This is a genomic window from Rhodobacter ferrooxidans (assembly GCF_000176015.1).
GTDB lineage: Bacteria > Pseudomonadota > Alphaproteobacteria > Rhodobacterales > Rhodobacteraceae > Pseudorhodobacter_B > Pseudorhodobacter_B ferrooxidans.
This window is the reverse complement of record NZ_ACYY01000002.1, coordinates 124802-146084: the sequence shown is the minus strand read 5'-3', so window position 1 is coordinate 146084 and position 21283 is coordinate 124802. Positions and strand designations below refer to the sequence as shown.

General features: G+C 65.9%; 19 protein-coding genes. 13 read left to right on the top strand and 6 right to left on the bottom strand.

What is annotated here, in order from left to right:
- The first annotated feature begins 47 nt into the window (after window positions 1-47).
- Window positions 48-1928 (top strand): alpha-amylase family protein, encoded by a 1881-nt coding sequence (locus tag RSW2DRAFT_RS02205; protein ID WP_008027609.1) that lies wholly within the window; start codon window positions 48-50, stop codon window positions 1926-1928.
- Window positions 1929-1987: 59 nt separating this feature from the next.
- Here RSW2DRAFT_RS02205 and RSW2DRAFT_RS02200 read toward each other — a convergent pair whose 3' ends face one another.
- Both RSW2DRAFT_RS02200 and RSW2DRAFT_RS02195 read right to left on the bottom strand, forming a co-directional pair.
- A complete protein-coding gene (locus RSW2DRAFT_RS02200) occupies window positions 1988-2635 on the bottom strand; it encodes a YggS family pyridoxal phosphate-dependent enzyme (protein ID WP_008027607.1) in 648 nt (215 codons plus the stop codon).
- 92 nt (window positions 2636-2727) lie between these two features.
- Window positions 2728-3651 carry a porin gene (locus tag RSW2DRAFT_RS02195; RefSeq protein WP_008027605.1) on the bottom strand — a complete coding sequence of 308 codons (924 nt, stop codon included), beginning with the start codon at window positions 3649-3651 and terminating at the stop codon, window positions 2728-2730.
- Between the two features lie 298 nt (window positions 3652-3949).
- Between RSW2DRAFT_RS02195 and RSW2DRAFT_RS02190 the strand changes: the two genes are divergently transcribed.
- From RSW2DRAFT_RS02190 to RSW2DRAFT_RS02170, 5 genes are all read left to right on the top strand, one after another.
- Window positions 3950-4501 carry a DUF3576 domain-containing protein gene (locus tag RSW2DRAFT_RS02190; protein WP_008027602.1) on the top strand — a complete coding sequence of 184 codons (552 nt, stop codon included), beginning with the start codon at window positions 3950-3952 and terminating at the stop codon, window positions 4499-4501.
- 212 nt (window positions 4502-4713) lie between these two features.
- Window positions 4714-7437, top strand: coding sequence for a leucine--tRNA ligase (gene leuS, locus RSW2DRAFT_RS02185; protein WP_008027601.1), 2724 nt, complete (start codon window positions 4714-4716; stop codon window positions 7435-7437).
- Entirely contained in the window at window positions 7424-7912 is a 489-nt protein-coding gene (gene lptE, locus RSW2DRAFT_RS02180; RefSeq protein ID WP_008027599.1) for an LPS assembly lipoprotein LptE, read from the top strand. Before leuS ends, lptE begins: the two co-directional genes overlap by 14 nt.
- The gene (holA, locus tag RSW2DRAFT_RS02175; protein WP_008027597.1) at window positions 7909-8928 is read left to right on the top strand and encodes a DNA polymerase III subunit delta; all 1020 of its coding nucleotides are present in this window, start codon (window positions 7909-7911) and stop codon (window positions 8926-8928) included. The genes lptE and holA overlap by 4 nt, the downstream gene beginning before the upstream one ends.
- Window positions 8929-9086: 158 nt before the next feature.
- On the top strand, window positions 9087-11576 hold the full coding sequence (locus RSW2DRAFT_RS02170) for a DEAD/DEAH box helicase (RefSeq protein ID WP_008027596.1): 2490 nt from the start codon (window positions 9087-9089) through the stop codon (window positions 11574-11576).
- 155 nt (window positions 11577-11731) lie between these two features.
- Here the strand turns inward: RSW2DRAFT_RS02170 and RSW2DRAFT_RS02165 are convergent, their stop codons facing one another.
- Window positions 11732-12346, bottom strand: coding sequence for an enoyl-CoA hydratase/isomerase family protein (locus RSW2DRAFT_RS02165; RefSeq protein ID WP_008027594.1), 615 nt, complete (start codon window positions 12344-12346; stop codon window positions 11732-11734).
- Window positions 12343-13089, bottom strand: coding sequence for an SDR family oxidoreductase (locus tag RSW2DRAFT_RS02160; protein WP_008027592.1), 747 nt, complete (start codon window positions 13087-13089; stop codon window positions 12343-12345). Before RSW2DRAFT_RS02160 ends, RSW2DRAFT_RS02165 begins: the two co-directional genes overlap by 4 nt.
- A gap of 144 nt (window positions 13090-13233) precedes the next feature.
- On the opposite strand from RSW2DRAFT_RS02160, the gene RSW2DRAFT_RS02155 reads away from it, so the two are divergent.
- From RSW2DRAFT_RS02155 to RSW2DRAFT_RS02140, 4 genes are all read left to right on the top strand, one after another.
- On the top strand, window positions 13234-14733 hold the full coding sequence (locus RSW2DRAFT_RS02155) for a DUF2125 domain-containing protein (protein ID WP_008027589.1): 1500 nt from the start codon (window positions 13234-13236) through the stop codon (window positions 14731-14733).
- 72 nt (window positions 14734-14805) lie between these two features.
- Entirely contained in the window at window positions 14806-15258 is a 453-nt protein-coding gene (locus RSW2DRAFT_RS02150) for a GAF domain-containing protein (protein ID WP_008027587.1), read from the top strand.
- Window positions 15259-15318: 60 nt separating this feature from the next.
- Window positions 15319-16662, top strand: coding sequence for a TldD/PmbA family protein (locus RSW2DRAFT_RS02145; RefSeq protein WP_008027585.1), 1344 nt, complete (start codon window positions 15319-15321; stop codon window positions 16660-16662).
- Window positions 16649-17434: a 3'(2'),5'-bisphosphate nucleotidase CysQ gene (locus RSW2DRAFT_RS02140; RefSeq protein ID WP_008027584.1), complete on the top strand. Its 786-nt coding sequence runs from the start codon at window positions 16649-16651 to the stop codon at window positions 17432-17434. The genes RSW2DRAFT_RS02145 and RSW2DRAFT_RS02140 overlap by 14 nt, the downstream gene beginning before the upstream one ends.
- A gap of 53 nt (window positions 17435-17487) precedes the next feature.
- Here the strand turns inward: RSW2DRAFT_RS02140 and trxA are convergent, their stop codons facing one another.
- Window positions 17488-17808 carry a thioredoxin gene (gene trxA, locus RSW2DRAFT_RS02135; RefSeq protein WP_008027582.1) on the bottom strand — a complete coding sequence of 107 codons (321 nt, stop codon included), beginning with the start codon at window positions 17806-17808 and terminating at the stop codon, window positions 17488-17490.
- A gap of 110 nt (window positions 17809-17918) precedes the next feature.
- Entirely contained in the window at window positions 17919-18389 is a 471-nt protein-coding gene (gene hpaR, locus RSW2DRAFT_RS02130; protein WP_008027579.1) for a homoprotocatechuate degradation operon regulator HpaR, read from the bottom strand.
- 108 nt (window positions 18390-18497) lie between these two features.
- Here hpaR and RSW2DRAFT_RS02125 point away from each other — a divergent pair, with 108 nt between their 5' ends.
- The 3 genes from RSW2DRAFT_RS02125 to hpaD are packed head-to-tail and all read left to right on the top strand — an operon-like array spanning window position 18498 to window position 21282.
- Window positions 18498-18887 (top strand): 5-carboxymethyl-2-hydroxymuconate Delta-isomerase, encoded by a 390-nt coding sequence (locus RSW2DRAFT_RS02125; RefSeq protein WP_008027577.1) that lies wholly within the window; start codon window positions 18498-18500, stop codon window positions 18885-18887.
- Between the two features lie 7 nt (window positions 18888-18894).
- On the top strand, window positions 18895-20412 hold the full coding sequence (gene hpaE / locus RSW2DRAFT_RS02120) for a 5-carboxymethyl-2-hydroxymuconate semialdehyde dehydrogenase (RefSeq protein WP_008027575.1): 1518 nt from the start codon (window positions 18895-18897) through the stop codon (window positions 20410-20412).
- A gap of 30 nt (window positions 20413-20442) precedes the next feature.
- Window positions 20443-21282, top strand: a complete 840-nt coding sequence (gene hpaD, locus RSW2DRAFT_RS02115; protein WP_008027573.1) for a 3,4-dihydroxyphenylacetate 2,3-dioxygenase — start codon at window positions 20443-20445, stop codon at window positions 21280-21282.
- Window position 21283 lies beyond the last annotated feature (1 nt).

Here is a 21283-nt window from a genome sequence, read left to right as displayed (position 1 = left end):
TCCAAACCGCTTTGGAAACTCTATCTTGTGCGAAACGGGAGGATTCCATGGCAAAGATGGCGGCGGTGGACGAAATCTTCGACCTGCGGCTCGCCCGCAGTGCCCCCGACCTCTGGCCGATGCTCGACGCGCTTTTTGGCCATCGCGCCGACTATCCGACCTTTCGCGACGCCCTGTTGGGCGCCCTGCGCGCCGCCTGGGAGGCCCGCCCCGCCGACCTGCGGCATCTGGACCTGCAACGCGATCTGGAGCCGGACTGGTTCCAGCGTTCCGACCGTGCGGGCTATGTGTTCTACATCGACCGCTTTGCCGGAACGCTGCCGGGCATCCTGGAAAAGCTTGATTACTTGCAAGACCTTGGCATCACCTATGTGCATCTGATGCCCTGCCTGAAACCCCGCCCCGGCGACAGTGACGGCGGCTATTCGGTGATGGATTACCGCGCCATCAACCCGGCCTTTGGCACGATGGAAGACTTCGAGGCGACGGCCAAAGCCCTGCGCGCCCGTGGCATCAGCCTGTGCATCGACCTCGTGCTGAACCACACCGCCAAGGAACACGACTGGGCGCAGAAGGCCCGCAATGGCGACCCGAAGTATCAGGACTACTACCTGATGTTCGACGACGACAGCCTTCCAAAGCGCTTCGAACGCACGCTGGTCGAGGTGTTTCCCGACAATGCGCCGGGCAGTTTCACCCATTACCCCGAGTTCGGCAAATGGGTCTGGACCACCTTCAACGAACACCAGTGGGATCTGAACTGGGCCAATCCGCAGGTGTTTCTGGAAATGGTCGGGATCATGCTGAACCTGGCCAATCGCGGCGTCGATGTGGTGCGGCTGGACGCCGTTGCCTTCATGTGGAAGCGCCTTGGCACCCGCTGCCAGTCGGAACCCGAGGTGCATATGCTGTTGCAGGCGCTGCGGGCGTGCAGTCGCATCGCGGCCCCGGCGGTGATCCATCTGGAGGAGGCGATCGTGGCCCCCGCCGAGATGCTGCCCTACCTTGGCCGCGGCAGGCACGATGGGCGCGAGGGCAATCTGGCCTATCACAACAGCCTGATGGTGCAGTTCTGGAGCGCGCTGGCCACCCGCGACACCCGCCTGATGACCCATGTGCTGCGCAGCCATTTCCCGGCCACGCTGAACAACGCCACCTATGCCACCTATATCCGCTGCCACGACGATATCGGCTGGGCCATCACCGATGAGGACGCCAACGCGCTGGGCATCAGCGGCGGCGCGCATCGCACCTATCTGTCGGATTTCTACGAGGGCAGCTTTCCCGGCTCTTTCGCCCGCGGCGCGCTGTTTCAGGTGAACCAAACCACCGGCGACAAGCGAATCTCCGGCACATTCGCCAGCCTTGCCGGGCTGGAAAAGGCGATGGCTATGGGCGATGCGGCGGGGGTCGAGGTGGCGATCCAGCGCATCCTGCTGGGGCACGCACTGATCGCGGCCTATGGCGGTATCCCGTTGATCTACATGGGCGACGAGCTGGCCATGCTGAACGACCACGGCTATCTGGACCAGCCCGACCACGCACATGACAGCCGCTGGATTCACCGGCCCATGATGGATTGGACGGTGGCCGCCACTCGCGAAACCGCCGATACCCCGGCGGCAAAGGTATTCCGCGGCACCCGCCACATCCTGACCCGCCGCCGCGCCACCCCGGCGCTGCACGGCGCGTCACCGACCGAGGTCCTGGATTGCGGCCTGCCCGGCGTGTTTGCCGTGGCCCGCCGGGCGCCTGCGGGCACGGTGTTGTGCCTGTTCAACTTTGCCGACGATTGGCGGCATCTGCCGGAAAGCTTTGCCCGGGCGAAGGGGGTGACGCGGCTGCACGACGCGCTGTCGGATCAGCCGGTGGTGCCTTACGGTGGGCTGATCGCCTTGCCACCGCAAGCGCGGGTCTGGCTGACCTGAACCTTGCGATTTTCGCGCGTCGGGCGGCAAAACCGGTGTCCACTTTTGCCTGACGCGCTTCAGGCCCTGGCGCCGAAAATCGCGCTGCCGACCCGGACATGGGTGGCACCGGCAGCAATCGCCGCCTCGAAATCGCTGCTCATGCCCATAGACAGGCCGGCAAGGCCGTTGCGGGCGGCGATGGCGGCCAGTTCGGTGAAATGCGGCGTGCTGTCGGTGCCTTCTGGCGGGATGCACATCAGCCCGGCCAGCGGCAGGTCCATGGCGCGACAGGTGGCAATGAAGGCATCCGCATCAGCGGGCAGCACCCCGGTCTTCTGCGGCTCGGCGCCGGTGTTGACCTGCACGAAAAGCTGCGGGCAGGTACCGCGATCCTGCGCCAGCCGCGCCAGCTTTTCGGCCAGCGACGGGCGGTCGAGCGTGTGGATGGCGTCGAAAAGATCGACGGCAACCTTGGCCTTGTTGGTCTGCAACGGCCCGATCATGTGCACCTGCACCGCGCCAAACCGGGCGCGCAGGTCGGGCCATTTGCCCTGAGCCTCTTGCACGTAGTTTTCACCGAATAGCCGATGACCCTGCTCCAGCACCGCCACCACCCGCGTCAGCGGCTGCACCTTTGACACGGCAATCAACTGCACCGCCCCTGGCGCACGGCCTGCGGCGGTTGCGGCGGCGGCCACGCGGGTCTGGATTTCGGACAGCGGCATGAAACCCCCAAGCCTGGTGACGAACAAGCCCTGTATTAAAAATGAAAAGAGCGGGCACAAGGCCCGCTCTTTCCGTAGAACCGATCGTCAGATCAGAACGACAGCGACATACCGACTTGCGCACGGGTCACGTTGTCGATCGAACCGACAGCGCCCTTCACGACAGCGCCGCCGCCCAGGTCATAGGCAGCACCGATACCGTAGGAGGTGTCGGTCGAGAAGTCGTTGTCCGCGACGGCAGCCGTCAGGGTCAGAGCGTCCATCTTGTAGTCCGCGGTGATGCCCCAGGCTTCGGCTTTCGGAGCACCAGCGAGTTCCGGATCAAAGCTGGAGTACATGGCTTTAACGCCAACCGGACCAATGGTGCCACCGATGTAACCCGAGGTGGTCGCGCCATCAGCTGCGGAAGAGGCGATTTCCAGATCGGTGTCGTTGTAGCCGACGCCAACATAGTAGTCACCGAAGGTGTACTTCACGCCGACAGCTGCCGAGTCGTTCTTGGCAAGCGGGGTGGCTTCACCAACGCGGGCCGACACGGCGAAGCTCAGGCCGCCGGTGGCGTAGCTGTAGTTCACGTCGTGCGAGATGGCGTTCTTGGTGCCGTAGCCGGTCGAGTCGCCCGACAGGGCTTCTGCAACGTTGTCCAGGCCAATGCCGGTCACGCCGAGGTCGGACAGGGTGGCAACTTCGTCAGCTTCGGCAACGTCGCCGAAGGTCAGCTTGCCGAAAGCGCCCGAGATGTAAACGGTGGTGCCGTCATCCACGTAGTCCGGAGCCAGGGTGTCGTACTGGGCCAGAACGGCTTCCATGCCGAACGACAGGCCGCCATCAGTTTCACCCGAACCGGTGAAGGTCAGGTAGGTTTCCATGATGGTGGTGGTGTTGTCGAAACCGGCGGGGGCGCCATCGGTGTAGTCCAGGCCGAAATCAACCGAACCGGTCACTGCGAGGCCTTCGGCGGCGGCGATGCTCGAGGTCGCGACGAGCAGGGTGGTAGCAAGAAGAATCTTTTTCATAGTTTCCCTCATTTGTCTTAAAGGTGCGGCCCAGCCCAGGGGAATCCGAGTGGGTATGCCTCTGTTTCGTTCTTTGGGGTCGGGATTGCAATGCGCGGCTGGGTTCGTTCCGGAAACACGTGGTCGATGGTGCAGCAATGCCACAGTGGGTTTTGGCCGGAATTTGGCACCGGGAACCGCGACCCCGAGCGTCGCGTTATATAAAGCGCGTGCGCGAGGGGCGGGGCGGCGTTCGGGAAAGGTCTTGTTCGCCAATGCGCGCTGGGCTAGACAGGGCGGGAATAAATCGGGGGAACGTATGAGCTTGCACCACCTCGCGCGCGCTGCAATCGCGGGCAGCCTCATGTTTGCCCTTTCGGCTTGCGGCGGTGGTTTTGCCAGCGGCGACTCGGGTCTGTTCCGCAAGAGCGACGGTATCCCCACGGATTCGCAGCTTGCCAGCCGGCAGGCCGCCGATGCGCAACGCGCGGCTCTGGCCAAGGCCAGTGGCGAAGACAAGCCGCGGTCAACGATCTGGGATCTGTTCTCGAACTCGGCCAACCCCAACACCACGGTCGAGGTGAACAAGTATATCTGGAACGCCTCGCTGGATGTGCTGAACTTCCTGCCCATCGAATCGGTGGACCCGTTCACCGGGGTGATCGTGACCGGCTTTGGCACGCCGCCCGGCGGTGGGCGGGCCTATCGCGCCACCGTCTATGTGCAGGACCCGGCGCTGGATGCGCGGTCGCTGAACGTGGCGCTGGTGTCGCGCGGTGGCGGGGCCGTCGCACCGGAAACCGCGCAGGCGGTCGAGGATGCCATCCTGACCCGGGCGCGGCAGTTGCGCATCCGCGACGGCAATCTGTGATCTGACGTCTGGTATTGCCGCTGGCAGCCGGGGCTCTGCCCCCCGGCCTGGCCACGGGCCGGGCGTTCTCCGCTGAAAAGGGTCCACCGGACCCTTTTTCGGGCGCGGATCACCCCGGGATATTTGGACAAAGGTGAATGGCAAGCCTGCTCTGGACCTTTTGCCTGCGGTCGGTGTAACTCGGCGCCACAATGCCAGAGAACGAGGCCCCCATGTCGCGCTATGAACCTGCTGTAACCGAAGCCAAGTGGCAGGCCGCCTGGGAGGCGGCGGGGGTGTTCACCGCGCGGCGCGACCCGGCCAAGCCGAAGTATTATGTGCTGGAGATGTTTCCCTATCCCTCGGGGCGCATCCACATGGGGCATGTGCGCAACTATACCATGGGCGACGTGGTGGCGCGGCAGAAGGCGGCGGCGGGCTATTCGGTGCTGCATCCGATGGGTTGGGACGCCTTCGGCATGCCCGCCGAGAATGCCGCGATGGAGCGGGGCGGCCATCCGAAAACCTGGACCTACGGCAACATTGCCGACATGCGGGCGCAGATGAAGCCCTTGGGCCTGAGCATCGACTGGAGCCGCGAGTTTGCCACCTGCGACCCGGAATATTACGGCCAGCAGCAGGCGATGTTCATCGACATGATGGCGGCGGGGCTGGTCTATCGCAAGGCCGCGGTGGTGAACTGGGACCCGGTGGATCACACGGTGCTCGCCAACGAGCAGGTGATCGACGGGCGCGGCTGGCGGTCGAACGCGCTGGTGGAACGGCGCGAGCTGACGCAGTGGTTCTTCAGGATTTCGGATTATTCGGGCGAGTTGCTGGCGGCGCTGGATGGTCTGACGCATTGGCCCGAAAAGGTGCGGCTGATGCAGGCCAACTGGATCGGCAAATCGCGCGGCTTGCAGTTTGCCTTTGAAACCGTGGGCGCGCCTGCGGGCTTTGCGGCGCTGGAGGTTTACACCACGCGGCCCGACACGCTGCTGGGGGCGTCCTTTGCGGCGATTTCCCCCGATCATCCGCTGGCCAAGGCGCTGGAGGCGGGCAACCCAGGCTTGGCCGCTTTCGTGGCCGAATGTCGGCGCGGCGGCACCACCGAGGCGGCGCTGGAGACCGCCGAGAAGATGGGGTTTGATACCGGCATCCGTGTCAAGCATCCGCTTGATCCGGCACGGGAATTGCCGGTTTACATCGCCAATTTCATCCTGATGGATTACGGCACCGGCGCGATTTTCGGTTGCCCGGCGCATGACCAACGCGACTTTGATTTCGCCACGAAATACGCCCTGCCAATCCCGCCGGTGTTCTGCGCCGAAGGTGGTGACGAGGCCGCGTTGACCGAGGCTTACACTCCGCTGAAATCGGAACGCGTGCGCTATCTGCGCGGTTTCGCCGGGGCCGAAGTGCAGACCGGCGAGGAAGCCGTGGCCGCGGCCATCGCCCATTTTGAAACCCGTGGCATCGGCAAGGGTGTCACCAACTACCGCCTGCGCGACTGGGGGATTTCCCGCCAACGCTATTGGGGCTGCCCGATCCCGGTGGTGCATTGCGCCACCTGCGGCGTCGTGCCCGAGGCCAAGACGAACCTGCCGGTCAAACTGCCCGATGATGTGACCTTTGATGTGCCCGGCAACCCGCTGGACCGCCACCCGACCTGGCGCAACTGCGCTTGCCCGAAATGCGGTGCACCGGCGCGGCGGGAAACCGACACCATGGATACCTTTGTCGACTCAAGCTGGTATTACGCCCGCTTCACCGCCCCGCATGCCACCACCCCCACTGTGACCGAGGATGCCGACTACTGGATGAACGTCGATCAATACATCGGCGGCATCGAGCATGCGATTCTGCACCTGCTGTATTCCCGCTTCTTTGCCCGCGCCATGCACGCCACCGGCCACCTGCCGGCCAAGGCGATCGAGCCGTTCAACGCGCTGTTCACGCAAGGTATGGTGACGCATGAGATTTATATGGGATCAGTCGTGACTGAAGGCCCATCGTTGAAAGTTGATGCAGATGGTAACCAATTCCAAAGCATCGGTGTTACCCGTGTGAAGTTTTACCTTCCGGAAGAGGTTGTTAGGATTGATATTTCCGGGAAACCTGAAGCTGTCCTTCTCTCGGCACTTACTGACAAAAACATTGACCCCGCCAACCGACAAGCGGTGGAAGATTTCTGGGCGACTGAAAGATACGCACCGTTGCCGACTGTAGGGAGGGAACTTCCAATCTTGACGGTCATCCCCTCGGCCAAGATGTCGAAATCCAAGAAGAATGTCGTCGATCCGATGAACATCATCCAGGCCTTCGGTGCCGATACCGCGCGGTGGTTCGTGATGTCGGACTCGCCCCCCGAGCGCGATGTGGAATGGACCTCGTCGGGGGCCGAGGCCACCTCGAAGCACCTGGCGCGGGTCTGGCGCATTGCCGACGAGATCAGCCGCGCCGATGCCCCGGCCAATGCCGAGGATGCCGCTTTGGATCGTGCCACCGCCCGCACCATTGCCGATGTGACGCAGGGGATCGAGGGCTTTGCCTTCAACAAGGCGGTGGCGGCGCTCTATGCCTTCACCAACACAATGTCGAAATCCACCGCCGGGGCGGGTGCCAAACGCGCGGCGATGCTTGCCATGGCGCAACTGATGTCGCCGATGGTGCCGCATCTGGCCGAGGAAATCTGGGCGATGCTGGGCGGCGCCGGTCTGGTGGCGCAGGCGGCTTGGCCCAAGGCGGACCCGGCGCTGCTGGTGGAGGACTCGGTGACGCTGCCGATCCAGATCAACGGCAAGCGGCGGGCGGAGATTACCGTGCCCAAAACCATGGCCGCATCAGAGGTTGAAAAACTGGTGCTGGCGGATGAGGATGTGATCAGGTTCCTTGCCGGGCAGCCGGTGAAGAAGCTGATCGTGGTTCCGGGGCGTATCGTCAATGTGGTTGTCTGACCGCCGCACCTTTCTTGGCCTGATCGCCGCAGCCTTGGCCGGTTGCGGCTTTACCCCGGCCTATGCGCCGGGCGGGCCTGCCGAGCATCTGCAAGGGGCGATCCGGGTCGCGGCCCCCAGTGACAAGAATGGCTTCGATCTGGTCGAGCGGCTGGAGGAACGGCTGGGCCGCCCCGAAGCCGCGCGGTTCCAGCTTGCCTATACCATCACCACCAAACCGATCGGCGTTGCGATCACCCCGGAAAACGCGGTGCTGCGCTATAACCTGACGGGCGCGGTGGATTGGACGCTGACCGATGGCGCTGGCAGCAGGGTGGCGGGTGGCAAGGTGGAAAGCTTTACCTCCTATTCCGCTACCGGCAGCACCGTGGCCGGCCTGACCGCCGAGGAAGACGCAGGCTACCGGCTGATGCGCATCCTCGCCGACCAGATTGTGATGCGGCTTCTGGCCACCTCGGGGCGCTGGGCGGGATGAAGCTGTCGGGCGCCGAGGCCAGCCGCTATTTCGGCAAACCCGACCCCAAGCGCACCGGCCTGCTGATCTTTGGCCAGGATGCGATGCGGGTGGCGCTGCGGCGGCAAGAGGTGATCGCCGCGCTGATCGGACCGGAAGGCGAGGCGGAAATGCGGCTGGCCCGGCTGTCTGCCGCCGACCTGCGCAAAGACCCCGCCGCCCTGATCGACGCTTGCCGGGCGCAGGGGTTTTTCCCCGGCCCACGGGTGGCGTTCCTGGAGGAGGCCTCGGATGCCGTGGCACCGCTGGTCGCCATTGCGCTGAAGGACTGGCGGCCGGGGGATGCGACGCTGATTGTCACCGCAGGCAACCTGACCGGCAAATCGGCGCTGAAAAAGCTGTTCGACGACCATGGCAGTGCGATCAGCATCGGGCTTTACGACGACCCGCCCTCGCGCGAGGAGATTGAAGCCGTGCTGACGAAATCCGGCCTTGCCGCCATTTCTCCCGCCGCGATGACCGATCTGCTGGCGCTGGGCCGCGACCTCGACCCCGGCGACTTCCGGCAAACCGTTGAAAAGCTGTCGCTTTACAAATGGCAGGATGCGACGCCCCTGACCCCCGAAGACGTCGCCGCCTGTGCCCCCGGCAGCATCGAGGCCGAGGTGGATGACGTGCTGCACGCGGTGGCCGAAGGGCGCGGCAATGCGGTCGGCCCGCTGATGCGGCGGCTGGAGGGGCAAGGCGTGCTGCCGGTCAGCCTGTGCATCAACGCGCTGCGGCACTTTCGCACCCTGCACTTCGCCGCCGCCGATCCGGGCGGGCCTGCCTCGGGCCTGGCAAGGATGCGCCCGCCGGTGTTCGGCCCGCGCCGCGACCGGATGTTGCAACAGGTGCAGGGCTGGGGCCTGCGCAATCTGGAAACCGCCCTGTCGCTGCTGGTGGAAACCGACCTGACCCTGCGCTCCACCTCGCGCGCCCCCGCCATGGCGGTGATGGAACGCGCGCTGATCCGGCTGGCAATGATGCGGCGCTAAGGCTTTCGCTATACTTCACCGCAGTTTCCCTGTATCAGCCCCCCTCACGGCCCGAGGATTCCGGGGCAGGCGGCGAGGAGGCCGGCTTGCGATGGGGAATGAGGTGCCGCTGAATTTGGCATCATCGGGCGCCGCGCGCGCCCCATCAGGTAGAACATATGACACATATCGAGATCGCCGCGCCGCTGGCTGCGGCGTTGGCCGCCAAGGGCTATGAAACCCTGACCCCGGTGCAGGACGCCGTGCTGAGCGGCGACGTGACGGGCCGCGACCTGCTGGTTTCGGCGCAGACTGGTTCCGGCAAGACCGTGGCCTTCGGCATCGCCATTGCCGACGAACTGCTGCGCGGCGCCGACCGGCTGCTGTTTGCCGACACGCCGATGGCGCTGATCATCGCCCCCACCCGCGAACTGGCGCTGCAAGTGGCGCGCGAGCTGGACTGGCTTTACGCCGAGACCGGCGCGATCATTGCCACCTGCGTCGGCGGCATGGATTACCGCACCGAAAAGCGGGCGCTGGACCGCGGCGCCCATATCGTCGTCGGCACGCCGGGCCGGTTGCGCGACCATATCGAGCGTCGCAGTCTTGATCTTTCCGGCCTGCGCGCCGCCGTGCTGGACGAGGCGGACGAGATGCTGGACCTCGGCTTCCGCGAGGATCTGGAGTTCATCCTGCAAGCCGCCCCCGCCGAACGCCGCACTCTGATGTTTTCCGCCACCGTGCCGAAAGCGATTGCCGAACTGGCGAAGGATTTCCAGAACAACGCCCTGCGGCTGCAAACCGCCGGCGAGGCGCGTCAGCATGTCGATATCGAATACCGGGCGCTGAATGTCAGCACCCGCGACCGCGAGCATGCGATCTTCAACCTGCTGCGGTTCTACGAGGCGCGCTCGGCCATCGTGTTCTGCAAGACCCGGGTCGCGGTGAATCACCTGCTGGCCCGCATGGGCAACCGCGGTTTTCAGGTGGTGGCTTTGTCGGGCGAACTTAGCCAACAAGAACGCACCCATGCCTTGCAATCGCTGCGCGACGGTCGCGCCCGCGTTTGCATTGCGACGGATGTGGCCGCCCGTGGCATCGACCTGCCGGGCCTCGATCTGGTGATCCACGCCGACCTGCCCTCGAACTCCGAAGTGCTGCTGCACCGCTCGGGCCGCACCGGGCGGGCGGGGTCGAAAGGCGTTTCGGCGCTGATCGTGACCCCGGCCGAGTTCCGCAAGGCCCAGCGGCTGCTGCAAGGTGCCAAGGTGGTGGCCGAATGGGCCAAGGCACCTTCCGCCGACGAAGTGCAGATGCGCGATGACGCCCGCGTGCTGGAACATCCGGTGCTGATGGCGCCTGCGGGCAACGAGGCCGAGATTGCCGCGACCCTGCTGGAACGCTTCGGCGCCGAACAGGTGGCCTCGGCCTTCGTGCGGCTGTGGCGCGAGGGGCGCTCGGCCCCCGAAGAATTGCAAGACGCCAATGCCGCCCCTTCCGCCGCCCGTGAACGCACGGAGTTTGGCGAATCGGTGTGGTTCGCGCTGTCGGTGGGTCGCTCCGGCCGGGCCGAGGCGCGCTGGCTGTTGCCGAAAATCTGCGACGGCGGCGGCATCACCAAGAACGAGATCGGCGCCATCCGGGTGCAGGAGGATGAAACCTTCGTGCAGATCGCCAAGCCGGTGGCCAGCCGGTTCGGCGCGTCCTTCGAGCTGGAATCCGGCGTGGTGATGCGGCGGATGGAGGGCGAGCCGTCGATGGACCGCCCCGAACGCGCGCCCCGCAAGGTCTATGAAAAGCCCAGCCCGCGTCCCGCGCGCGATGACGACGCGCCGCGTGCCCCGCGTGCCGACAAACCCGCCTATGTGCCCAAACCGCCGCGCGTGGTCGAGGAAGGCGATGCCCTGACCGCCTACAAGCCGAAGGTGGAAGACACGCCAAAAGCGCCCTACGTCGCGCCCGAGGCCGCCGAACCCGCTCCGGCGCCGAAAAAGCCCTATGTGAAACGCGAGGCCGCGGAAACCGCCGAGGCGCCGCGCAAGCCCTACGTCAAGCGCGACGAGGCCCCCAAGCCCTACGCCCCGCGCGATGACGCCCCGCGCAAGCCCTACGTCAAACGTGACGACGCGCCGAAGCCCTATGCCAAGCGCGACGATGCCCCCGCCAAGCCATGGGCCCCGCGCGCCGATGGCCCCAAGGCCCCCTATGCGCCGCGGGCGGAGGGTGCGAAGAAGCCCTACGTCAAACGCGACGATGCGGCAGCCAAACCCTACGGTGCCAAGCCCTATGCCAAGCGCGAGGATGGCCCGGCCAAACCCTACGCCAAGCGTGACGACGCCGGTGCCAAACCCTATGCGCCGCGCCGTGCCGCCGAGGCCGGGGCCGATGCCGACAGCAAACCGCGCTGGAAGGCGGGCGACAAACCGGCGGGCAAACCGTTCGGCGCCAAACCCGCCGCCCCACGCTCGGCCGGGTTCAAATCGCTCGGTGGCGGCAAGACCGAAAGCGGCGAAGCCCGCCCCGGCCGCGCCGCCGGTTTCAAATCCCACGCCGCCGAGGGCAAGAGCTTTGGCAAGCCGGGTTTCGCCAAAGCCAAACCCGCCGCTGCCAAGGTTGACGCCAAGGACACCTCCAAACGCTTCACCCCGCCGCGCAAACCCAAAGCCTGAACGCCAAAGGCCGCGCCCGAAACCCGGCGCGGCCTTTGCATTTCATCTGTTCTCCCGGCGCTCCGCGCGTTCGCGCCTGAAACGCTCCACTGGAGCGTTTCCTGGACGGCTCTCACCCCCGCCGCAGGCTCCTGCGCCATACCCGGGAAAAACCCTCAGCCAATCAATCCCTTGATCGCCGCCACATGATGGCTGCTGGCCCCCAGCGAATCCGCGGCCAACAGCGCCGCCTCCGCCAACAAGTCCTCGGGCGGCAAGATGCGGTCGATCAGGCCCCAGGCCAGGGCCTCCTCGGCACTGGCCTTCACCCCGGCCATCAGGATCAACTTGGCGCGTGACGGCCCGACCAACGCCACCAACCGTTTGGGATCAGATGGCTGCGGCAGGAACCCCAGCTTCATCACCGGATAGAACACCTTGGTGGAAGGCACCGCCAGCCGCAGATCACAAGCCAGCGCCATGCCCATGGCGCCCCCCGCCAGCGTGCCGTTCAGACAGGCGATGGTCAGGCAGGGCAGCGCCGCGATCCGCGCCGACAGCCGCTCCCAGACCGGATCGGTGGCCAGCCCGGCGCGGGCCTCGTCCAGATCGGCACCGGCGGAAAACACCTTGCCCGTGCCGGTCAGCAGCAGCGCCCGCGCCCCCTGCGCCCCGGCGCGCTCCACCGCCGTATCCAGCCGCTCCAGCATGTCGCGGGTCAGCGAATTGGCTTTCTCGGGCCGGTTCAGCGTCAGCGTCCACAGCCCGGCTTCGGCATGCACCCCGATCATGCAACCAACCCGATGCGGCGGCGGATCGCCTCGTCGCGCAGGCTGATCTCCTTGCCCAGAAACTCGTCCGCCGCAGGCCCGCACATCCACAGCAGCGCCCGCGCCGCCCAGTCGGCGGGGATGTGCACCGAGGGATCAAGGAAGGCCACCGGGTTCACCCGGCTGGCGCGGATCTTCACCTGCATCTCGGTGGCCACAGTGCCGGGCGACAGCCCCATCACCCGCAGCCCGAAACCGCTTTCCTCCAGATGTGCCGCCCGGGTCAGCATCGCCGCCCCGGCCTTGCTGGCGCAATAGGCGCTCCAGCCTTCCAGCGGCGTCGCCGCCGCCCCCGAGGATACCGTCAGGATGCTGCCACCGCCCTGCGCCCGCATCTGCGGAATGGCGGCGCGCATGCCGTGAAACACGCCGGTGAGGTTGATGTCGATTGCCCGCCGCCACGCCACCGGATCGGCGCTGCTGATCCGCGAAATCGGCTCGATCACGCCTGCGTTGTTGATCAGCACGTCCAGCCGCCCGAACCGCGCCACCACCCCCGCCATCGCCGCCTTGACCGAAGCCCAGTCGGCCACGTCGCACTGCAGCGCCAGCGCGTTCTTGCCCAGCCGCGACGCCAGCGTGTCAATTTCGGCGGTGGACCGCGCCAGCAGCGCCACCTTGGCCCCGGCCTGCACGAAAACCTGTGCCGCCGCCGCGCCAATTCCGCGGCTGGCACCGGTGATCGCCACGACTTTACCTTGCATTTTCGTCTCCATCTTCCAACCCGCGACAATCATTGTTACGTGATCCGCCGACACGATGGAATCCCTTGACCCGTCTTTGTCGTCGATAGATGCTGCCGCATCATTTTCCAGAGGAAAGGTTTCGTTATGAACAGGTGGAATTTCATGGGCTCGACAGCCCTGTTGGCCCTGGTTTCGGGCAATATGGCATTTGCAGCGGTAACGCCCGAAGACGTCTGGAAAAGCTGGCAGGAAACCCTGACCACCGCCGGGCAGACCGTTGCCGCCGAAAGCGAAGCCCGTGAAGGCGATACGCTGGTGGTCAGCGGCGTCACCATCACCTCGGAAAGCGATGGCTCCAAGGCCGTGGTGTCGATGGACGAAGTGCAGTTCACCGACACCGGCGATGGCAGCGTCGAGATTTTCATGCCTGAGGAGTTTCCGGTCAACCTGACGGTGCCACCGGGCGAAGGCGAAACCGCGCCGACCGAGATCGAGTTGACCGTCACCCAGACCGACATGGTGATCACCGCTTCGGGGGCGGCAGATGCGACCAGCTATGCCTATGACGTGCCGACGATGGCGATGGAAGTGACGCATCTGCAGGGGGTGAAGGCCGAAAAGCTTGACCTGACTGCCAAGATGGCCGTCACCGGTGCCAAGGGCAGCTATACCTCCACCGGCACCACCGACAAGGCGCTGGCGACCGAGGGCACCGCGGCATCCGTTGCGATCAATGTCGTGGTCAATGACCCGGAGACCAGCAGCAAGGTCAATTTCACCGCCAACATCGCCGATATCGCCGGCAAATCAGCGGCCAACCTGATCGGCGGCGTCGATATGGCCGACATGAATGCGGCGCTGAAAGCCGGGTTCACCACCGATTCCACCCTGACTTATGGCAAGGTCGATTACAGCTTCGATTTTGCCGATGCCGAACAAAGCGGTGCCAGCAAGGGCACAGTTGACGGCGGCAATGTCGATGTGGCCATCGACCAAGGCCGCATGGCTTATGGCTTTGGCAACAAGGCGGTGGCGATCACCGTAACGGGGTCCACCATTCCTTTCCCGGAAGTCGCGGTGAAATTCGCTGAAAGCGCTTTCAACTTCGTGATCCCGGTGTCGAAATCCGACGCGCCGACGCCGTTTGCCATGCTGACCAAGATCGTCGATCTGACGGTGTCCGACGAGATCTGGGCGATGGCAGACCCGACCAAGACCCTGCCACGCGATCCGGTGACGGTGATCCTGGACGCCAAGGGCACGGCAAAGCTGAGCGTCGATCTGCTGGATCAGGCGGCGATGGCGGCACTGGGCGGCGCGGCACCGGGCGAGTTGCACTCGCTGGACGTGACCGAGCTGCGCGTGAAGTTCGCCGGGGCCGAGGCGACCGGCAATGGTGCGCTGACCTTCGACAACACCGACATGACCACCTTCAACGGTATGCCCGCGCCAACCGGCAAGGTTGATCTGAAGGTGGTGGGTGCCAACGGGCTGATGGACAAGCTGGTGTCGATGGGCCTGATGCCGGAAGATCAGGTGATGGGCTTCCACATGATGCTTGGCATGTTCGCCAAAGTGGTGGAAGGCGAGGCCGACACCATGACCTCGACGCTGGAGTTCAAGGACAAGGGCTTCTTCGCCAACGGCATGCAGCTGCAATAAGCGGCTTTTGCCAGCAATTCGGCCGCCTGGTGCATTGCCGGGCGGCCTTTTTTCTTGCTCCTTGAGGATGCGATGACCCTTCCCGACCAGACCTTTGCCGCCCTGCACACCGCCGCCGATTGCGCCATTGGCGTGCAGCTTTTCACCGTCACCGTGCAGGATGCGGCGGCGGGCGTGGTGCGGCGGGCCTACAGCTCGCACCCCGAGGACTATCCGGTATCGGGCACCAAGCCGCTGCAAACCGACCGCTGGAGCGCGCAGGTGCTGGGCGAAGGCCGGATGTTCGTGGCCAACACCACCGCCGAATTTGCCGACGTGTTCCCAGACCATGCGCTGATCAATGCGCTGGGTTGCCAATCGGCGGTCAACGTGCCGGTGACCCTTGGTGGCGTCGTGTTGGGCACGGTGAACCTGCTGGATGTCGAAGGCCATTTCACGCCGGATCGGCTGGCGGTTCTGCAACGCCTGATGGCCGCATGGCAGGGCCGTCTGGTGACGGCGATGCGCGCGGTGCCGATGGCATGACGCGCCCGCTTGCGCAACGCGCCCGGCCACACTAGGTGGCAAGTGAAAGCAGAGGGCACCATGACCGACAGATTGCAATCGCTGACCGCGGCCTTGCTGGACGCCGCCCGCCGCGCCGGGGCTGAAAGTGCCGACGCGCTGGCGGTGCAGGGGGCAGCGGTGTCGGTCGATATCCGCGCCGGCAAGCTGGAGCAGGTGGAACGTTCCGAGGAGCTGGAGCTTGGCCTGCGGGTGCTGATCGGCGGGCGGCAGGCCTGCGTTTCGGTGTCCGACACCTCGGCCCGCACCTTGGAGGATATGGCGCAGCGCGCCGTGGCGATGGCGCGCGAGGCGCCGGTCGATCCCAGCGTCGGGCTGGCCGAAGCTGGGCAACTGGCCCACGGCTGGGACATCGCGGCGCTGGAATTGTGCGACCCGACCGGAGAGCCCGCCGCTGCCGCGCTGGAAGCCGACGCCCGCGCCGCCGAAGCCGCGGCATTGGCGCAGGCTGGCATCACCCAGGTCGAAGCCTCGGGCAGTTATTCCACCCGCCGCATGCATCTGGCCGCCAGCAACGGCTTTTCCGGCGGCTATGCGCGCAGTTCCCGCTCGGTCTCCGCCGTGGCCTTCTGCGCCAATGCCGACGGGATGGAGCGGGACCATGCCGGCGAGGCGCGGATTTTCCAGACCGATCTGCCCTCGGCCACCGATGTCGGCACCCTGGCTGCCGAACGCGCGCTGGCGCGGCTGGGCGGCAGAAAGCCCGCCACCGGCAGCTATCCGGTGCTGTTTGACGAACGCATCGCCAGTTCGCTGATCGGGCATCTGCTGTCGGCGGTGAATGGCGCGGCAATCGCCCGTGGCGCCAGTTGGCTGCGCGACGCGCTGGGCCAGCAGGTGCTGCCATCCGGGCTTTCGGTGATCGAAGACCCGATGCGGCGGCGCATCTCGGGTTCGCGGCCGTTCGACGGCGAGGGGCTGCCGACTGCCCGCCGCGCCATCGTGCAGGACGGCATCCTGACCGGCTGGACGCTGGACCTGGCCACCGCGCGCAAGCTGGGCATGGCCAGCACCGCCAACGCCTCGCGCGGCACCGCCTCGCCGCCGACACCTTCGACCTCGAACATCGACCTGACGCCGGGCAGCTTCAGCCGCGCCGATCTGATCGGCCAGATGGGCACCGGGCTGCTGGTGACCTCGCTGATCGGCTCGGCCATCAACGGCACCACGGGGGATTATTCGCGGGGTGCCGCGGGATTCTGGGTGGAAAACGGCCAGATCAGCCATCCGGTCAACGAATGTACCATCGCGGGCAACCTGCGCGACATGCTGTTGCGGATCATCCCCGCCAATGACGCGCGGGCGCATCTGTCCACCCGGGTGCCAAGCCTGCTGCTGGAAGGGATGACGCTTGCCGGAACCTGATCTGCAGCTGTTGACCGATGCCGCGCGGGCGGCGGGCGAGATTGCGCTGCGGTTCTGGAAGCGCGACCCGCAGGTGTTCATCAAGGCCGACCAAAGCCCGGTGACCGAGGCGGATCTGGCGGTAAATGCGCTGCTGTCCGACCTGCTGCTGGGCGCCCGCCCCGACTATGGCTGGCTGTCCGAGGAAGACGCCGACAACCCGGCGCGGCTGGATGCCGAGAGGGTGTTCATCATCGACCCGATCGACGGCACCCGCGCCTTCATCAACGGCGAGGATACCTTTGCGCTGTCGCTGGCGGTGGCCGAAGGCGGGCGGGTGCTGGCGGGGGTGGTGTATCTGCCGGCGCTGGACCGGCTGTATTCGGCCACGGCGCAGGGCCCGGCGCTGAAGAATGGCGCGCCGATCCACGCCAGCGACCGTGCGGGCATCGAAGGGGCGACGTTGCTGACCAGCCATCCGCAACTGGCACCGCAGCACTGGCCGGGCGGTGTGCCCGATCTGAAACGCAGCTTCCGCACCTCGCTGGCCTACCGGCTGTGCCTGGTGGCCGAGGGGCGGCACGACGGCATGCTGGCGCTGCGCGACACCTGGGAATGGGATATTGCCGCTGGCGGGCTGATCGCGGCACGGGCGGGGGCCAGGGTCACCGACCGGCATGGCGGCGTGCTGCGCTTCAACGCCGCACCCCCGCAGTCGCCGGGGGTTCTGGCGGCAGCGCCGGGGCTGCACGCGGCGCTGCTGGCGCGGCTGCAACCGCTGGCACAGGGCTGAAACGCCAAGGGGCCGCCCGCAGGCAGCCCCTTTGAAATCCGCTGATGGCCCGATCAGATCGCGGTCTTGATCCAGGTTTCCAGTGCAGCCTTCGGCGCGGCACCGATCTTGTTCGACACCACCTGACCGTCCTTGAACAGGAACAGCGCCGGGATACCGCGCACGCCCAACAGCGCCGGGCTTTCGGGGTTTTCATCGACGTTGACCTTCACGATCTTGACGCGACCGGCGTATTGCGCCGCCAGTTCCTCCAGCGCCGGACCGATCTGGCGGCAGGGGCCACACCACTCGGCCCAGAAATCCACCACCACGGGCAGAGCGGATTTGCGCACTTCGGCGTCGAAGGTGGCATCGGTGACGGCAACGGTGGTCATGAGGACTCTCCTGACAGGAATGGGGGCCTGTCGAACCTAAGGACATGCATGGGCAGCGTCAAGGGATAGTGGCAAGCACGGCGTCGGCCTCACCATATCGGGATCGGCGCTTAGGTCCGGTCCTCTGACAGCGCCGCCAGATCGTTCAACAGCGCCAGCAGCGCGTCGATCCGTTCGGGGCCGAATTGCGCCTCAAGCTCGGCATAGGCGCGCAGGCTGTGCGGTGATACCGCGCGGATCAGCGCCTCGCCCTTCGGCGCGATTTCCAGAAGCACGCGGCGGCGGTCGCCTGCGTCGCCGGTCTTGATGATCAGGCCGCGGTCGCTCATCGCCCGGATCATCCGGGTCAGCGAAGGCGCCAGGATATTGGCCCGCGCCGCGACTTCCGACGCATCCAGCCGCCCGGCCTCGGCCAGCACCCGGATCACCCGCCACTGTTGTTCGTTGATGTCCTCCGCTGCTAGAATCGGCCGGAATCGCGCCATCACCGCTTCCCGCGCGCGCAGCAGCGACATCGGCAGAGAGGCCCGGGTGTCGCGGGTCAGGATGGTGTCGCCTTCGGGGGTCAGATCGTGTTTCATCCTGCCAGCATAGGCAGTTACACGATGCACTGGCAAGATGTTCGCGCAAACATCGTCATTGACGGCGCGTCCGGATTTACTTAACCTGTTAACAGGATTGGAGCCGCCATGCCGCATCTGACGATCGAATATTCCGCCAATCTGGGCGCTGACAGTGACCTTGCGGCGCTGTGTGCCCGGCAACATGCGGCACTGCTGGCCAGCGGGTTGGTGGAGCCGGGCGCGATAAGGGTGCGGGCGCTGCCCTGCCCGTTCTATGCGGTGGGCGACCTGCTGGCGGAGAACGGCTTTGCCGACATGGTGCTGCGGATGGGGGCGGGGCGCACTGCGGCACAACTGACCGCGCTGGGCGAAAGCCTGATGGCGGTGGCCGCCGATCATTTTGCGCCGCAACTGGCGCGGCCGCATTTCGCTCTGTCGCTGGAGGTGCAGGAAATCTCTGCCCACAGTTGGAAACGAAACGCCATCCACCCGCGCCTGCGTGCCGCCAATGCCTGAGGGGTCCATGTCCGAATTCGCCGCCAACCTTGCCCGCGCCAACGGCTTTCTCGAGCGGTTCCGCCAGAATGGCGTGCTGAACCAGATCGGCGGGCGGGCGGTGCCTGCGGCCTCGGGGCTGACGTTCGAGACCCTGTCGCCCGTGGATCGCGCCCCTTTGGCGCAGGTGGCCCGCGGGGCGGCGGCGGATGTCGATGCGGCGGCGCGGGCGGCCAAGGCGGCCTTTGCCGATTGGGCGGCCACACCGGGAACCGAGCGGCGGCGCATCCTGCACCGGATTGCCGATGGCATTACCGCCCGGGCCGACGAAATTGCTTTGGTCGAAAGCATGGATACCGGCCAGCCGCTGCGCTTCATGGCCAAGGCCGCGCAGCGCGGCGCCGAGAATTTCCGCTATTTCGCTGACCGCGCGCCCTATGCCTGCGACGGCCAAAGCCTGCGGGCGCCAGGGCAGGTGAACGTGACCTCGCGCAGCCCGCTGGGGCCGGTGGGGATCATCACGCCGTGGAACACGCCGTTCATGCTGTCCACCTGGAAAATCGCGCCTGCCCTGGCCGCCGGTTGCACCGTGGTCCACAAACCCGCCGAGTTCTCGCCGCTGTCGGCGCGGTTGCTGGTCGAGATAGCCGAGGAGGCCGGTCTGCCCGCCGGGGTGTGGAACCTGGTGAACGGCCTGGGCGAAGAGGCCGGGCGGACGCTGACCGAGCATCCACTGATCCGCGCCGTAGGCTTTGTCGGTGAAAGCCGCACCGGCAGCCTGATCATGGCGCAGGGGGCGGCGACGCTGAAGCGGGTGCATTTCGAACTGGGCGGCAAGAACCCGGTGGTGGTGTTCGCTGATGCCGATCTGGACCGCGCGGTGGATGCCGTGGTGCTGATGATCTATTCGCTGAACGGCGAGCGTTGCACCTCGTCGTCGCGGCTGCTGGTGGAGGCGTCGATTTACGATGAATTTACTGCAAGGGTGGCCGAACGGGCGGGGCGTATCAAGGTCGGCCATCCGCTGGACCCAGACACCGAAGTCGGGCCGCTGATCCATCCGACGCATGAGGTCAAGGTGTTGAGCTACCTTGATATTGGCCGCGCCGAGGGGGCCGTGGTGGCGGCGGGCGGTCATGCCGTGGCCGGGCCGGGTGGTGGCTGCTATGTGGCGCCGACGCTGTTCACCGGCGCGCATGCGCAGATGCGGATCGCGCAGGAGGAAATCTTTGGCCCGGTACTGACCGCCATTCCCTTCGCCGACGAGGCCGAGGCTTTGGCCATCGCCAATGATGTGCGCTATGGCCTTGCCGCCTATCTGTGGACCAGCGACCTTACCCGCGCCTTGCGGTTTTCCGATGCGGTCGAGGCCGGTATGGTCTGGGTCAATGCCGAAAACTGCCGCCACCTGCCCAGCCCGTTTGGTGGCGCCAAGGACAGCGGCATTGGCCGCGACGGTGGCGAATGGTCGTTCGATTTCTACATGGAAACCCGCAATGTCTGCTTTGCCACCGGCAGGCATGATATACAGAAGCTGGGTCTGTGACAGCGGGCGGTTGGCCCGGGGGAGGCGAAGATGGGGATAGTTCTGGCGGCCAAGGTCACGCATGTGCCGACCATCTGGATGTCGCACACCATGGAGAAATACCGTGGCATCCGCCAGCCGGCGATCGACGGCTATGCCCGTATCCGCGAACAGGCCATCGCCGCCGGGGTGGAAACCTTTGTGGTGTTCGACACCCACTGGATCGTCAATCAGGGCTTCCATCTGAACGCAAGGCCCCAGCATCAGGGCCGATTCACCAGCCACGAATTGCCGCACATGCTGGCCGACATGGACTATGGCTATGACGGCGACAGCGAGTTGGCGCGGATGATCGCCGACGAGGTGCGTGCATCGGGGCAGAAGGCGATGGCGCATGAAACGCCGGGGCTGGGCATGGAATACGGCACGTTGCTGCCGATGCATTTCATCAATCAGGGGGCTTACGCGCGGGTGGTGCCGGTGGCGGTGAACCAGTTCGCCTCGATTGCCGAACATGCGGCGGCCGGGGCGGCGCTGGCGCGGGCGGTGGCGGCCTCGGGGCGGCGGGTCGGGGTGCTGGCCTCGGGCTCGCTGAGCCATGCGTTCTGGCCGAACGACAAATCCGAGGCCGGGATCAACAGCCTGAACGGCGAGTTCAACCGCCAGAGCGACCTGCGGGTGCTGGAGCTTTGGGCCGAAGGGCGCTGGCCGGAGTTTCTGGCCATGCTGCCCGACTATGCCGGGCATTGCAGCGGCGAATGTGGCATGGGCGATACCGCGCTGCTGTTCGGCGCGCTGGGGTGGGAGGGATACAAGGGGCAAGCCACGGTGCAGACGCCGTATTTCCCCAGTTCCGGCACCGGGCAGACCAATGTCACCTTCTCGGTCTGAC

Bases quoted from the DNA above. Each gene is read 5' to 3' on its own strand.
- RSW2DRAFT_RS02205 (WP_008027609.1), top strand. From the start codon at position 48: ATGGCAAAGATGGCGGCGGTGGACGAAATCTTCGACCTGCGGCTCGCC.
- RSW2DRAFT_RS02200 (WP_008027607.1), bottom strand. From the start codon at position 2,635: ATGCCGCTGTCCGAAATCCAGACCCGCGTGGCCGCCGCCGCAACCGCC.
- RSW2DRAFT_RS02195 (WP_008027605.1), bottom strand. From the start codon at position 3,651: ATGAAAAAGATTCTTCTTGCTACCACCCTGCTCGTCGCGACCTCGAGC.
- RSW2DRAFT_RS02190 (WP_008027602.1), top strand. From the start codon at position 3,950: ATGAGCTTGCACCACCTCGCGCGCGCTGCAATCGCGGGCAGCCTCATG.
- leuS (WP_008027601.1), top strand. From the start codon at position 4,714: ATGTCGCGCTATGAACCTGCTGTAACCGAAGCCAAGTGGCAGGCCGCC.
- lptE (WP_008027599.1), top strand. From the start codon at position 7,424: ATGTGGTTGTCTGACCGCCGCACCTTTCTTGGCCTGATCGCCGCAGCC.
- holA (WP_008027597.1), top strand. From the start codon at position 7,909: ATGAAGCTGTCGGGCGCCGAGGCCAGCCGCTATTTCGGCAAACCCGAC.
- RSW2DRAFT_RS02170 (WP_008027596.1), top strand. From the start codon at position 9,087: ATGACACATATCGAGATCGCCGCGCCGCTGGCTGCGGCGTTGGCCGCC.
- RSW2DRAFT_RS02165 (WP_008027594.1), bottom strand. From the start codon at position 12,346: ATGATCGGGGTGCATGCCGAAGCCGGGCTGTGGACGCTGACGCTGAAC.
- RSW2DRAFT_RS02160 (WP_008027592.1), bottom strand. From the start codon at position 13,089: ATGCAAGGTAAAGTCGTGGCGATCACCGGTGCCAGCCGCGGAATTGGC.
- RSW2DRAFT_RS02155 (WP_008027589.1), top strand. From the start codon at position 13,234: ATGGGCTCGACAGCCCTGTTGGCCCTGGTTTCGGGCAATATGGCATTT.
- RSW2DRAFT_RS02150 (WP_008027587.1), top strand. From the start codon at position 14,806: ATGACCCTTCCCGACCAGACCTTTGCCGCCCTGCACACCGCCGCCGAT.
- RSW2DRAFT_RS02145 (WP_008027585.1), top strand. From the start codon at position 15,319: ATGACCGACAGATTGCAATCGCTGACCGCGGCCTTGCTGGACGCCGCC.
- trxA (WP_008027582.1), bottom strand. From the start codon at position 17,808: ATGACCACCGTTGCCGTCACCGATGCCACCTTCGACGCCGAAGTGCGC.
- hpaR (WP_008027579.1), bottom strand. From the start codon at position 18,389: ATGAAACACGATCTGACCCCCGAAGGCGACACCATCCTGACCCGCGAC.
- RSW2DRAFT_RS02125 (WP_008027577.1), top strand. From the start codon at position 18,498: ATGCCGCATCTGACGATCGAATATTCCGCCAATCTGGGCGCTGACAGT.
- hpaE (WP_008027575.1), top strand. From the start codon at position 18,895: ATGTCCGAATTCGCCGCCAACCTTGCCCGCGCCAACGGCTTTCTCGAG.
- hpaD (WP_008027573.1), top strand. From the start codon at position 20,443: ATGGGGATAGTTCTGGCGGCCAAGGTCACGCATGTGCCGACCATCTGG.